The organism is Paracoccaceae bacterium Fryx2 (assembly GCA_032334235.1).
Lineage (GTDB): Bacteria > Pseudomonadota > Alphaproteobacteria > Rhodobacterales > Rhodobacteraceae > JAVSGI01.
Window position 1 is genome coordinate 1442991 of the sequence record JAVSGI010000003.1, and the last position, 13902, is coordinate 1456892.

Here is a 13902-nt window from a genome sequence, read left to right on the forward strand (position 1 = left end):
ATGCCAGTTCACTGTCTCACCATACCGAAGTGCGGGGGATGGGGCAATTTATAGAGGTGCCCTTTAGTTCTGTACCGTTGGACTCAATCGGAAGCGCTCGCGCTTCGGAATATCATCAATCAGAATCTCGCACTCTCGCGCAAGCGCAGACTTATGACTGAGTGGATCTGAAACGACCGTTAGATGCGCCGCAACCCGTGAAGCAGCATCAAATTGAATTCGATAAATGAAATAGCGCTTTCTGTACTTCTCAGCAGCGGCAACTTCATTCTCGGTTAGCCGAACAGCTCCCGATTTCACCTCTACAAAACGATCAATGAGTTTAATCCGTTTTGGATCACTTCGGAATGCCTCTCGATCCTCTGCAGTTGCAAAGCTTATGCAATCGCATCCGAAAGCATCCTTACCCTGCAACCTAGAAACCTGAATTGGGAAGCGTCCCGACTCCTCTTCGAACAATACAGCCCATTGCTCTGCATCCGTCGGTGCCTCAACGTCAGAGTTTTGGCTGGTACCGCGCCCAGGTTTCGAAATACGGACGCCAATCTTTCTTCCCACCCGCTCATTGCCCGAAGGAACATCAAGCTTTGTTGAGGTCACACCGGATACAAGATCGCTGCCTAATAGACTAGATGGAGCAGGCGCAGGCGCAGGCTTTGTAGTGGCTTTCAACTCTGAAGGATCAGTTTTTGGCATGGTGCCTGCAGGCTCCCCCGCCCCACTACCTTTCGCAAACGTTTCTGCGTCCAGCGCTCCAACATCATCGGCGCCTGAAATTGTATCCTCTGCGCCAGAAAGTAGTGCGTCAAACTCCTCCTTTGTCAGGTTGCTCAACAAACGGCGCAATTGAAGCGTTCGTAAGTGGCTACCTTCCGCTGCCAAAAGCTTCTCAAAGTCGTCTCCGCTCTTAAGTTCAAATAGCTCGGCCAATCCATCGCTGATCGCGGTAACAGCTCGAAGCATTAGCTCATCGGCTCTATGTGACAAGTCTACTGCAATGATTAATACATCGCCATCCAGAATGTATTTACCGGCGTCCAATTTTCCCGGGAATATATTCTTGCCAAGACTAAACTCTACATCCGCTTCGACAACGATCCTAAGCACAAGCTGGTCCAAACGTCTTAGACGCGCGGTCTCCACCGATTGAGACAACCGGAAAGCCCTTATGAATGGGAGACTATCTAAAAATAGACTTCTCAGTTTCGCTGCAACAATGCCCTCTTCTTCGACCAGCCGAGTGACGGTCAGACTGAAATCTTGCTTGCTGAGAGGTGCGACCCCAAACCTAGCTTGAACCTCGACGGCACTTAGACGCGGTGGAATATCCAAAAGGGCTAGATATTCACGGATCGCGGCTGGAAAGTTATCGCGATCAAGATACAGTGCTTCTCCGGTCCGGACCCATTTGACTTCCCCGCCTTTTCTAACTTGCACCTCGCCGAATTCACGGAAATTCCGTGCCGGCTCCTGAGATCGCGAAGCATCAAACCCGGCTAGATCAAGAACTTGAACATAGAGGCGACGCACTAAGTCTGGACCTGGATCGCGGAGCTTCAACGAGCCAAGAAGACGATAGATTTCCACCTCGGACAGATCAGAAAGCTGGCCCGGTACACCGGCGTGTAACAGTCCCCTCGCCCATAAAACACGACTGAGGCCAAACTGGGCTTCGCCTGTTTCCGAAGGACGTTTCGGAGTCTTGAAGAGCTTTGTGAGACTCCCCGGCGTCACCATCGCCTCAACTGGGGCCGCCCTAGTACCATCGGCAGCCTCGAGCCAATTCTTCGTCTGGATTGCCTCACGAACGAGATCGGGCAAGACGCCATGGTAGGGCCTAAATGCACCTCTGCCGGAGCGCGCCATGACCCGTGTCTCAAACCCCGAGCCACTTATAGGATCGAAGCGCCTATCAAGGGCCAGCCATGCAAGAATCGCTTCACTTGGTGCGGAGGCCAAGATGCCGTCGAGACCAACAATTGACACGAAATCTGACTTCAAGCTGCTTCCCCAACGCAGTTCCGAAGTCCTCACCTCCGCCCGGTGCGTCTCATCAGAAATCTCGAATTGATCTGGCAACGCGGCCATAACTTGCTTTTGGACCGAATAGGGGATTGGCATCAAAATTTCGGAAGGCCACTCGTGCACGCCTATCCACTTGAAGAAGTCAGCAACCCCGACGCCATCAATCGAGATTCCGTTTGCGGATAAATCGGCAAGCAGTAGCTGTGGCTGGCTAAAGTAGAGCGCACCGCTGATTGTTCCAATTTGCCCATATTCTGCCGAAAGATGAACCGATTGTGCGTCGCGCCAAAATCCATCCTGGCACAGTACTTCTGTCAAGCCGATTGGAAACGCAGCGTCCTTGGCAACCGTCTCCCGAAGTTGAAAGAGGGAAAGCAATAATTCGCGCCGAACCCTTTCTGGATCAGCCCCACGTTTAATTGTCGCCACCGCCTGTTTTCGCAATGATGTAATGACACCCTCTGAGTTGAACTCGTGAATGCCAAACCCCTGCAAAAGACGAAAACGTTCCCGTGGCTGGCCACCCAATCCAATAACGATTTTCGACCAGAGCTCAGGGTGCAGGAACTTGGCGCGCGCCCAGCGTGGAAGGACAGGTGGCCGCCCGGCAGATGGTGGCGGAAAGCAGCTATTCTGTTGTGTTAGGGCTCGCTCACTTGAATCTAATAGCAATGATCTGTCGTGATAGTCTGTCGGAAGCCACTTAGCAAAACCGACAACTAAAGCTGCACGCTCTTCGATGCTCAAGCTTGCTCCTGCAAGCGTTTTTAGCGCGTCTGCCGGGTCTAGCTGCTGGACACCCAGTAGCTCAAGTGTTTCTTGATCTTTGTCATTGCGGCTTGTGGCAAGTGTTCCAAACAACCGCTTAGGAAGATACAGATCATATTCCTTTGGGCCAACCTTGGTTTCTGAAGCCGCTTTGCGCTTTCCCTCCATCGTCGGAATGAGTGACTTCATTGCCGCAGACTTATAGACTTTTAATTCAAATTTACGCAGCGCTTCCGGAAAAATGCCACTTCGCGTCAGAAAGCCAATCGCATTGAAGGTGGGAATGCTTTTCGTTAGCTCATTTAAGAATTCAGAGTATGAGATCGCCAAGACCTCAAGAACGTCATCATTTAAGGGCACCTCTATAAATTGCCCCATCCCCCGCACTTCGGTATGGTGAGACAGTGAACTGGCATTGGGGATGCAACGATGGCGCAGATGGGTTTTTTCGATCTTTCGGACCGTTACGCGAGCCTCGATGCCAAAAGGGATCCGCTGGTCGAAATTGATGCCGTCGTGCCGTGGGAGGAGTTTCGTCCGGCTCTTGAGCGGGTCTGGCGCAAGCCTGTTGCGGATCGCAAGTCCCGCGCGGGGCGCAAGCCGATAGATGCGGTGCTGATGTTCAAGACGCTGGTTCTGAGCGCGCTTTACAACCTGTCGGATGATCAGATCGAATATCAGGTCCGCGACCGGCTTTCCTTTATGCGCTTCCTGGGGTTGGGCCTTGGTGACCGGGTGCCCGACGCCAAGACGGTGTGGCTGTATCGCGATGCGCTGGCGCAGGCCGGCAAGGTGGAGGAGTTGTTCGGGTTGTTTGACGGTCATTTGGCGCGGCGGGGCTACATTGCGCGCGGCGGTCAGATCCTGGACGCCTCCATCGTGCCGGTGCCGCGCAATCACAACACGCGCGATGAAAACGCAACGATCAAGAAGGGCGAGGTCCCCGAGGATTGGGCTGATAAGCCAGCGAAACGGGTGCAAAAGGATGTGGACGCACGTTGGACGAAAAAGCACGGCAAGAGCCACTACGGCTACAAGAACCATGTGAATGTGGACCGCACGCATAAGCTGGTCCGGCGCTACCACGTCACCGACGCCGCTGTGCATGACAGCCAGGCAGTGGATCATCTGCTGATGCAGGGCAACACCGGGTCTGGCGTGTGGGCGGATGCTGCTTATCGGTCCGAGGAGATGGAGGCCAAACTCCGCGCCTTAAAACTGAAAAGCCACATCCACCGCAAGGGCAATCGGGGCAAGCCGCTGACCGACCAGGCCAAGGGCAGCAACCGCACCAAATCCACCGTGCGGGTCCGGGTTGAGCACATCTTCGGCGCGCAGGCCAACGACATGGGCGGCACCCTGGTGCGCACCATCGGCTTGGTGCGGGCGAAGGCCAAAGTCGGCATGAAGAATCTCGCCTACAACATGCGCCGCCTCGGCCAACTGGGTCGCATCAACCCGCACCCAGCCTGAAAACGGTCGGCCAAGGACGCAGATCGCCCCGCGCATCGCTAAAAACGGCCCTGAACCGAAGGTCCGCGAGGCGAAATGGGCGGCAGATCATAAAAACCAAGGCAACAATCGGTCAGCTGAAGGTCGCTGCCGCGCTTCGGGCAGAACCTGCTATGCCGTTGCCGCGAAAACAGTCAAAAATCGAGGTGCCCTTAAGTCAGAATCGACGTTGAGGGTCTTTCTGTTCGAATCGAGCTCCAGTGATGCATGAAATAGTGCAGGAAAAGGCAACGGCACATCCGTTGGAAAGAAACTATGGAGACGCCCTGCCGAATTCGGTTTATCCAATCGAACGGCTATTGCAATCTCATAGGTCTTCAATGATTCATTTAGATCGTTTGTTACTTCAATTTCGCCCTTTCGTCGATGGCAAATCCAAGTCTCCTCGATTTTAACGCCATTATCTTCGATTTCTAGAACGTACTTCTGCCCTACTTTCGGGCGCCGCGCCCACCGAACATCGATTTCGCCAGGCGAATGAAGAATGATTTCCTCAAGCGACTCAACAAACAGCAGGAAATGCGGCTTGAATTCCTTAAGCTGCGTCAGGGCTCGCTGCCGTGCTTGCTGAGACGAAAAAGCTGCGACAACGACCGTAGGGCACCTCTATAAATTGCCCCATCCCCCGCACTTCGGTATGGTGAGACAGTGAACTGGCATTGGGGATGCAACGATGGCGCAGATGGGTTTTTTCGATCTTTCGGACCGTTACGCGAGCCTCGATGCCAAAAGGGATCCGCTGGTCGAAATTGATGCCGTCGTGCCGTGGGAGGAGTTTCGTCCGGCTCTTGAGCGGGTCTGGCGCAAGCCTGTTGCGGATCGCAAGTCCCGCGCGGGGCGCAAGCCGATAGATGCGGTGCTGATGTTCAAGACGCTGGTTCTGAGCGCGCTTTACAACCTGTCGGATGATCAGATCGAATATCAGGTCCGCGACCGGCTTTCCTTTATGCGCTTCCTGGGGTTGGGCCTTGGTGACCGGGTGCCCGACGCCAAGACGGTGTGGCTGTATCGCGATGCGCTGGCGCAGGCCGGCAAGGTGGAGGAGTTGTTCGGGTTGTTTGACGGTCATTTGGCGCGGCGGGGCTACATTGCGCGCGGCGGTCAGATCCTGGACGCCTCCATCGTGCCGGTGCCGCGCAATCACAACACGCGCGATGAAAACGCAACGATCAAGAAGGGCGAGGTCCCCGAGGATTGGGCTGATAAGCCAGCGAAACGGGTGCAAAAGGATGTGGACGCACGTTGGACGAAAAAGCACGGCAAGAGCCACTACGGCTACAAGAACCATGTGAATGTGGACCGCACGCATAAGCTGGTCCGGCGCTACCACGTCACCGACGCCGCTGTGCATGACAGCCAGGCAGTGGATCATCTGCTGATGCAGGGCAACACCGGGTCTGGCGTGTGGGCGGATGCTGCTTATCGGTCCGAGGAGATGGAGGCCAAACTCCGCGCCTTAAAACTGAAAAGCCACATCCACCGCAAGGGCAATCGGGGCAAGCCGCTGACCGACCAGGCCAAGGGCAGCAACCGCACCAAATCCACCGTGCGGGTCCGGGTTGAGCACATCTTCGGCGCGCAGGCCAACGACATGGGCGGCACCCTGGTGCGCACCATCGGCTTGGTGCGGGCGAAGGCCAAAGTCGGCATGAAGAATCTCGCCTACAACATGCGCCGCCTCGGCCAACTGGGTCGCATCAACCCGCACCCAGCCTGAAAACGGTCGGCCAAGGACGCAGATCGCCCCGCGCATCGCTAAAAACGGCCCTGAACCGAAGGTCCGCGAGGCGAAATGGGCGGCAGATCATAAAAACCAAGGCAACAATCGGTCAGCTGAAGGTCGCTGCCGCGCTTCGGGCAGAACCTGCTATGCCGTTGCCGCGAAAACAGTCAAAAATCGAGGTGCCCCGTATCGTATCCCGAAGCGCGCATCGCCCTTGCATGGTCTATGAGCGATGTAATAGGTAGACCATCGATTTGGGCCAAGTCAGACCCAACTAATGGAAACGCCAGCACCGGAACTGGCTTCGGGCCTGAGGAAGCAAGTAATTTCCGAATTTTTGAATTCGTAAGGGCCAAGCTTTCGACATGCCGCACGGCTGCATCGCGAGAGAAGCCGATTTCGAGCTCTCCACTCGTGATGAACGGTTCAACCGACCAATTCAGTAATGATCGGAAACCGAGACCCTTTGCACCGATAAGGGCAACCTTCTGCTCAGGTTTATCGCTCGTATGGGACGTCATTAGCGACCGAACGCCACCAGTACGAAATGGTTTCCCAGTGTTTGCTACACAAAGACCATGTTCCGTGACATCTATCCGAACCCTGCCTTGGCCGCCTGCCTCCATTGCGGCGTCAGCCGCATTCTGTAGAAGTTCCAGAAGTTCGCGCCCTGCATAGTCCTTCGCAGTTGATCGTTCGCCCTTGTAATGCCCGGCCATGAAATCTGGTTTCGCAAGATACGCTGCATCCGTTTCAGCGACGCGGCTTCCTACCCAGCTCAGCCACTCTTCAGAGCTTTCGAAGCAGATTTCATCCGCTTCGTCCACTTCCGCAGGATTCGCGGTCTGTTCATGGTCAATGTCGCCTGTCAGCTGATATGACATTCAAAAACCTCGATGTTAGGTTCCGGTCAGAAGTGGGGGTTTTGTGTGCTCAAGTGTGGGATGCATTGAAACCACCAATTTCGATCGTTTCACCCAACAAGGGGGATGACACGTCGGTCGCTGGGTCGGCGGCGAATATAGCCGCTTCGAAGGCTTCCCAGGCATTATTGCGGGTAGCGGCGGCCTCACTGCGCAGTCGTTGAGCCTCCAACCTTCCGGCATCTAGCGCGGCGATCAGGGCTAACTGGTCGGCTATCGGCGGCAGAGGGAAGGTCAAGGAAAGAAGCACTGGTTTGGACACATTCTTCATCATGCCTGACTCAGTTGAAAACTCGCCCAAGATCTGTGACCGCACTGAATGGTGGCGGAGGATGATTGCGGATTTCGCGGAGAATGGGCGCTGATTTCGCGCGATCGTGGGCACGCGTTTCGCGCCATTCTGGGCAGTCATTTCACGGGATCGTGGGCAGGCTGGCCGACGCTTTCATGGAGTCAGGCTTGAACGATTTGGTCAAGCTTTTTTGTGACGGCGGAGCGCCTGCGCAGGCTTTCACCTGAGAGGGTGAGGCGGTGTGCGTTGTGAACGAGGCGGTCGAGGATGGCATCTGCGAGCGTTGGGTCGCCGATGGCTTCGTGCCACTGGTCAACGGGGAGTTGGCTTGTGACGATGGTGGAAGCGCGGCCGTGGCGGTCTTCGAGGATTTCCAGCAGGTCACGGCGCTCCGGGGCGGTGAGGACGGCGAGGCCCCAATCGTCAATGATCAGCACATCCATGCGGGCGATGGTTTTGAGGATGCGTTCATGGCGGCCATCGCCACGGGCCAGAGCAAGGGCCTCGAACATGCGCGGCGCACGTTGATAGAGGACGGGCCGCCCATCCCGGCACGCCTTGTGGCCAAGGGCGCAGGCGATCCAGCTTTTGCCCAAACCGGTCGGCCCGGTTATCAGCAGGTTCTCGTGCCGGGCGATCCAGCCGCCATCGGCAAGATGCGCCATGACACTGCGGTCAAGACCACGTGGGCTGCGCAGGTCCAGATCCTCGACGCTGGCATCTTGGCGCAGAGCCGCAAACTTGAGCCGGGAGGCCAGTTTCTTGGTGTCGCGCTCTGCAGCCTCGCGGTCGACCAGCAGGCCGAGACGCTCTTCGAACGAGAGGGCGTCGAAGGCGGTTGACCTGCGTTGTTCTTCGAGCGCCGATGCAATGCCGGTCAGGCCGAGCGCCAACAGTCGGTCGTGGGTGGGATGGGTCAGCATTTTAGTCCTTTCTCAATGGTAATAGCTGCCGCCACGAATGTTGGCGTGCTGGAGGGGGGCGACCTCTTCGGAGCCTTCCAGGAAGGCGCGATCGAGGCCGGTCTTGAGGATCGAACGAATGGAGGTGACGGTGCGGGCCCGGATGGTCACACCCCGCTGGCAGGCCGCATCAACGCGCTCCGGCCCATAGGTTTTGACCAAGGCCAGCACACCCAGGCAGGTGCGGAACCCCTGTTCAGGATGGGGGCGGTCAGCCATCACCATCTCGCAAAAGGCGGCGACGGCGGGGCCGGTCTTGGTTGCCTGCGCCAGCATTCTGGCCGGGGTCCATTCGGCAAAGCGACGATGGGCCGATGGCATATGGTCGGCCACGGTGACATGGCTGCGCCGCCCCGGGGTGCGCACGTGGCTCGCAACCCTCTGACCACGATGGAATATCTCGACCGTCTGGCCGCTTGTGCGAACATCGACCTCTTGTTTGATCAGCGCGAAGGGCACGGAATACCATGAGCTGTCGACCTCAACGTGATAGTCGGGTGCCACGCGGGCGCGCTTCCAGCGGGCGAAGACATAAGGTTCGGGCGGTAGGGGCTGAAGATTGGGCCGATCCAAAGTGGCAAACAGATCGGCGCGGCTGGCGCCATAGCCGCGCATCACGCGCATGTTCAACTCGTCCAGCAGCCGCCGGATCGCCACGTTCAACTCGGCCAATGAGAAGAACCGGTGGTTCCGCAGCCGCGCCAGAATCCAGCGTTGTGCCACTTGGACAGCCACTTCCACCTTCGCCTTGTCCCGGGGTTTGCGCGGCCGGGCGGGCAGAACGGCGGTGCCATAATGCGCCGCCATCTCGGCATAGGTCCGGTTCAGCCCCGGATCAAACCGGTCTGCCTTGATCACGGCGGACTTCAGATTGTCCGGAACCACCGCCTTTGGCACGCCGCCCAGAAAGGCGAACATCCGGATATGCGCGAGGATCCAATCTTCCAACCCCTCCGATGCCACCGCCTCGGCATAGGTGTGATTCGATGCCCCCATTGCCGCCACGAACAGCTTCATGGCCCGCGCTTCGCCGGTCGTGGGGTCGATCACGTCGATGGTGTCGCCGGCAAAGTCAACGAACACCTTCTCGCCGCCCACATGTGTCTGGCGCATCGTCGGGCGCACCCGACCCTTCCAAGCCTCGTAATGCGTGCAAAACCAAGTATAGGCAAAACCCCCGGGGTGCGCGGCACGGTATTCTTCCCAGAGCAGCATCCGCGTCACCCCAGGGCGGCGCAACTCGCGGTCAATCTCCGCCCAGTCGGGCACAAGCCGCTCCGCGTCCGGCACCGTGGGCGGGGCTGGAAACAAAAGAAGTTCAAGGCTGTCGTCATCGATCCCCTCCGGCAAGGGCCACGTGAGCCCGGCATGACGCGCCCGTTGGGTGTAGCTTCCGACGCTCCCCTTGCTCAGACCGAGGGAAGCGGCAATGGACCGCTCGCTCAGGCCTTGCCCAAGCTTCAATCGCAAAACATCTCGTATCCGGCGCATGTTCAATCGTCCTGTCGGCATCAAGCCACCCCTTCATTCCTGAAGGCGCAACTATCCTCAATTTGCCGACCAGACCTGCCCGCGATCCCGCGAAATCAGTGCCCAGCTTCACGCGAAATGACTGCCCATGATCCCGTGAAATCGATGCCCACCATCAAGCGAAACACGCAAGGATGATCGCCATGAACCGCGGTTCAATCGGAGAATGCGATCTAAATGCCGCTCGGAACAACTTGTCGCAAAGCAGTAGTTGGCTCTGAGTTTGTTCAACATAGGCAGCAACGCCCACAAGATTCGCAACGCCATTGGCTCTTGTGGGCACCTCGATTTTTGACTGTTTTCGCGGCAACGGCATAGCAGGTTCTGCCCGAAGCGCGGCAGCGACCTTCAGCTGACCGATTGTTGCCTTGGTTTTTATGATCTGCCGCCCATTTCGCCTCGCGGACCTTCGGTTCAGGGCCGTTTTTAGCGATGCGCGGGGCGATCTGCGTCCTTGGCCGACCGTTTTCAGGCTGGGTGCGGGTTGATGCGACCCAGTTGGCCGAGGCGGCGCATGTTGTAGGCGGAGATTCTTCATGCCGACTTTGGCCTTCGCCCGCACCAAGCCGATGGTGCGCACCAGGGTGCCGCCCATGTCGTTGGCCTGCGCGCCGAAGATGTGCTCAACCCGGACCCGCACGGTGGATTTGGTGCGGTTGCTGCCCTTGGCCTGGTCGGTCAGCGGCTTGCCCCGATTGCCCTTGCGGTGGATGTGGCTTTTCAGTTTTAAGGCGCGGAGTTTGGCCTCCATCTCCTCGGACCGATAAGCAGCATCCGCCCACACGCCAGACCCGGTGTTGCCCTGCATCAGCAGATGATCCACTGCCTGGCTGTCATGCACAGCGGCGTCGGTGACGTGGTAGCGCCGGACCAGCTTATGCGTGCGGTCCACATTCACATGGTTCTTGTAGCCGTAGTGGCTCTTGCCGTGCTTTTTCGTCCAACGTGCGTCCACATCCTTTTGCACCCGTTTCGCTGGCTTATCAGCCCAATCCTCGGGGACCTCGCCCTTCTTGATCGTTGCGTTTTCATCGCGCGTGTTGTGATTGCGCGGCACCGGCACGATGGAGGCGTCCAGGATCTGACCGCCGCGCGCAATGTAGCCCCGCCGCGCCAAATGACCGTCAAACAACCCGAACAACTCCTCCACCTTCCGGCCTGCGCCAGCGCATCGCGATACAGCCACACCGTCTTGGCGTCGGGCACCCGGTCACCAAGGCCCAACCCCAGGAAGCGCATAAAGGAAAGCCGGTCGCGGACCTGATATTCGATCTGATCATCCGACAGGTTGTAAAGCGCGCTCAGAACCAGCGTCTTGAACATCAGCACCGCATCTATCGGCTCGCGCCCCGCGCGGGACTTGCGATCCGCAACAGGCTTGCGCCAGACCCGCTCAAGAGCCGGACGAAACTCCTCCCACGGCACGACGGCATCAATTTCGACCAGCGGATCCCTTTTGGCATCGAGGCTCGCGTAACGGTCCGAAAGATCGAAAAAACCCATCTGCGCCATCGTTGCATCCCCAATGCCAGTTCACTGTCTCACCATACCGAAGTGCGGGGGATGGGGCAATTTATAGAGGTGCCCTTGTGATGAGCACATCACCCGCCCGCACTTCCAGTTTAGGCCGGGGCTTCAAAGGAACTGGAAGTGCCTTGTTCTCGCCCATACGATAGCTTCCAGTAGAGACTGCACTCACCTTAAGCACGCCCCACTCACCGGGTTCGGCCGGACGATCTAAGCATTGTGGGCTCCAGCCGTTTTCGAGATCGGCGATTACGTCGCCAAGCCGAACGGTGGGCCATAGACTCTTGCCAACCGCACCGCCGGTGATCCGCCTTAGCACGCCTTCGTGGCCCCAGCGGTCGAGATCCTTGAACGACGCGATGAACATCGGCTTGTCGGGCAAGGGCGTCGCCGGGGCGAAGCCAAGCATGGCCTCGAAATCGTCCATGGCCTTCGCTTCGGCAGAGTCCGCCTCCTCATTTTTCGCCGCCGCCTCCTTAAGTGCGGCATCATAAGCCGCGACGATTGCCTGTTGCTCGGCGAGGTCGGGCAAGGGAATGCGAAGGTCCAGAAACGCGTCAGGCGAGATGCGCTTGCGTCCGCTGGTGCCGGTAGCTTTCGACCGGAGTGACTTCAGAAATCCGCCCGTTCGCAGGACGCGTTGCACGAACCCGCTATCCAGCTTCGCCGGATCAGCGACGAAGACAGGGAACTCGGGTGTGACGACGCCCTTGGGGATCGAAGCCGGAAGCATGCCGATCGCGCCGCTGCGCGCGTCAATCTTTGAAAACACGATGTCGCCCGGATAGACCGCGTACATGGCACCTTTGTAGGGAGCCGAGCGATCACGAACCGAGATTTCGCCGTCCAGATGGACGGTGATCGGCGACCAGTCGCCGAATGTGCCGTTCACGCTGACGGTCTCCCGGCGCGGCGCCATCACTTCGCGCAAGGCGGTCAAGGCGTGGTGGGTGTGCGGGTGCACAGCATCGTCTAGACCGATCCAGGGCTCAAGAGCCCTCCACTGGCGGATCACGCAGCGGAGGGCAGGAGAAAATCCGGGGCCTCTGTGAGCTTTGCGCCCGCCTCCGCCCATGCCTCCAACTCTCGATAGGCTTGCAGAAGCGCCGGAAATTCCGTCGGCACGTTCTCACCGGTCTCGCCGGTCGAGGTGATGCCGACCGATTTCGGCGCCGCGACGAAGACCGGATAGTCGAACGCCTCGCGCACATGCACCCAGAGCGCAGCGTTGTGACGCTCGTCCAGAGCTTTCAAACTGGCTGACAACTGACGGGTAAGTGTGTCTGCCACCTTTGCAATGCCGATGGTGAAAGCTGCTGAATAGTCCTTCCTCAGTGCTGCGGCCTTTTTGCGATCAGTCGCCTGATCATCCCAGCCCACTCTCTTCAATTTGGTCACGCCGATGCTTTTCGGATAGGGAGGCGGTTCGGCTGAAAACCAGACTGGCGACACCCGTTTGATCCCGATCGCAGAAAGATCAGCGAGAATTTTCGCGGTCTCCACGTCGTCACCCGAAACGATGCGAGGTCCCAGCGTAGCGCAAAGGGTGTCGCGCTCTTTATTGAAAACGGTATCAAGCTTGGCGTGGGCGTCAACCCAAGCCGTCTCCCACGCCGTCTGATCAGCGTCTGTGAAGCGCTTAAGAAAGACTAGCGAGGCCTTAACCGTGGCATCTGCCGAACGAAAGGTTTCTTCCGGCAGGCCGACAACGGCAAGTATCTTCGCCTTACCCTCGCACCAACGACGCAGCCATGTCAGCGAGGGATTGTTGAGATTTCCGTCGGGCAGCACGATCCCGATGCGCCCACCGGGCTTGAGAAGGTTCAGGCAACGCTCAACAAAGACGACTTCGGTGGCACGGTTGGCCTTGCCCTTTCCGATTACAAACAGATCGAGGATCTTCGTTTTTGCCTTCGCGGCAGCCAGCATCCGTTGATGGCTTTCCTCCCAAGGTGCACCATATCGCGCTAGGCAGCGGTCCCGATAAGCTTGATCATCATGGACCCGGGTTTCATCGCTGCCGCCGACCTTCTGATCATCGCCGACGTTCGAGCCGAAGGGTGGATTGGTGATGACGATATCGAAACGGCCGGGGAAAATGCCGTTAACGTCTACAAGGCCATCATGATAGTGGATGCCGCCGTGTCCGTCGCCGTGCATGATCATGTTCATCTTGGCGGTACGAGCAGCACGCGGTTCAGCGTCAGTCCCGAAAATACAATTCCATGCGAGGCGCCCGACGCGGGTATTGACCGGCCGGTTCAGCTCATCGGATGGCAGCAATTCCTTGTTAAAGGTTGCAAATGCCTCTTCGATCCGGCGGTCTTCCTCGTCAGCGTCGAGCGCTAGAGCTTCGATATCGGATCGTGCCTTATCTTTGTCGGCCTGGATCGCCGCACCGATCTCACTGCGCACGTGCTCGAAAGCGCGGATAAGAAAACCGCCAGATCCGGCCGCGGGATCGCAGATCAGGTCGCCTTCCTTCGGGTCGAGCATGCTTACCATGAAATCAACAACGGGACGGGGTGTGAAGAACTGGCCGAGTTCACCGCGAAAGGTGCTGCCAAGAAATCGTGTAGCGCGTCAACCAGCATGTCCGTGACCGTCAACCACGTTGGCCGGTTTTAGGCCGCTGGGTTG

8 protein-coding genes and 2 pseudogenes are annotated in these 13902 nt (G+C 57.9%); 2 read left to right on the forward strand and 8 right to left on the reverse strand.

What is annotated here, in order from left to right:
- Positions 1-63: 63 nt before the first annotated feature.
- Positions 64-3171, reverse strand: a complete 3108-nt coding sequence (locus RNZ50_08130) for a DUF3883 domain-containing protein (protein ID MDT8854987.1) — start codon at positions 3169-3171, stop codon at positions 64-66.
- Positions 3172-3222: 51 nt separating this feature from the next.
- Between RNZ50_08130 and RNZ50_08135 the strand changes: the two genes are divergently transcribed.
- Both RNZ50_08135 and RNZ50_08140 read left to right on the forward strand, forming a co-directional pair.
- Positions 3223-4266, forward strand: coding sequence for an IS5 family transposase (locus tag RNZ50_08135; GenBank protein MDT8854988.1), 1044 nt, complete (start codon positions 3223-3225; stop codon positions 4264-4266).
- A 712-nt stretch (positions 4267-4978) separates the two neighbouring features.
- Positions 4979-6022, forward strand: a complete 1044-nt coding sequence (locus RNZ50_08140) for an IS5 family transposase (protein MDT8854989.1) — start codon at positions 4979-4981, stop codon at positions 6020-6022.
- Between the two features lie 173 nt (positions 6023-6195).
- Here RNZ50_08140 and RNZ50_08145 read toward each other — a convergent pair whose 3' ends face one another.
- The 7 genes and pseudogenes from RNZ50_08145 to RNZ50_08175 all read right to left on the reverse strand — a co-directional run bounded on the left by RNZ50_08145 (position 6196) and on the right by RNZ50_08175 (position 13800).
- The gene (locus RNZ50_08145; protein ID MDT8854990.1) at positions 6196-6912 is read right to left on the reverse strand and encodes a hypothetical protein; all 717 of its coding nucleotides are present in this window, start codon (positions 6910-6912) and stop codon (positions 6196-6198) included.
- A 49-nt stretch (positions 6913-6961) separates the two neighbouring features.
- Positions 6962-7363, reverse strand: a complete 402-nt coding sequence (locus RNZ50_08150) for a hypothetical protein (GenBank protein MDT8854991.1) — start codon at positions 7361-7363, stop codon at positions 6962-6964.
- A gap of 41 nt (positions 7364-7404) precedes the next feature.
- On the reverse strand, positions 7405-8166 hold the full coding sequence (gene istB, locus RNZ50_08155; GenBank protein ID MDT8854992.1) for an IS21-like element helper ATPase IstB: 762 nt from the start codon (positions 8164-8166) through the stop codon (positions 7405-7407).
- Between the two features lie 12 nt (positions 8167-8178).
- Complete coding sequence (gene istA / locus RNZ50_08160; GenBank protein MDT8854993.1) at positions 8179-9717, reverse strand: IS21 family transposase; 1539 nt, start codon at positions 9715-9717, stop codon at positions 8179-8181.
- A 486-nt stretch (positions 9718-10203) separates the two neighbouring features.
- Positions 10204-11247, reverse strand: a pseudogene (locus RNZ50_08165) (IS5 family transposase).
- A gap of 61 nt (positions 11248-11308) precedes the next feature.
- Entirely contained in the window at positions 11309-12154 is an 846-nt protein-coding gene (locus RNZ50_08170; protein ID MDT8854994.1) for a hypothetical protein, read from the reverse strand.
- Positions 12155-12273: 119 nt separating this feature from the next.
- Positions 12274-13800 (reverse strand): annotated as a pseudogene (locus RNZ50_08175) (N-6 DNA methylase).
- Positions 13801-13902: the final 102 nt, after the last annotated feature.

Excerpts from the sequence above, each read along its gene's own strand:
- RNZ50_08130 (MDT8854987.1), bottom strand. The coding sequence starts at position 3,171 with ATGGGGCAATTTATAGAGGTGCCCTTAAATGATGACGTTCTTGAGGTC.
- RNZ50_08135 (MDT8854988.1), top strand. The coding sequence starts at position 3,223 with ATGGCGCAGATGGGTTTTTTCGATCTTTCGGACCGTTACGCGAGCCTC.
- RNZ50_08140 (MDT8854989.1), top strand. The coding sequence starts at position 4,979 with ATGGCGCAGATGGGTTTTTTCGATCTTTCGGACCGTTACGCGAGCCTC.
- RNZ50_08145 (MDT8854990.1), bottom strand. The coding sequence starts at position 6,912 with ATGTCATATCAGCTGACAGGCGACATTGACCATGAACAGACCGCGAAT.
- RNZ50_08150 (MDT8854991.1), bottom strand. The coding sequence starts at position 7,363 with ATGACTGCCCAGAATGGCGCGAAACGCGTGCCCACGATCGCGCGAAAT.
- istB (MDT8854992.1), bottom strand. The coding sequence starts at position 8,166 with ATGCTGACCCATCCCACCCACGACCGACTGTTGGCGCTCGGCCTGACC.
- istA (MDT8854993.1), bottom strand. The coding sequence starts at position 9,717 with ATGCCGACAGGACGATTGAACATGCGCCGGATACGAGATGTTTTGCGA.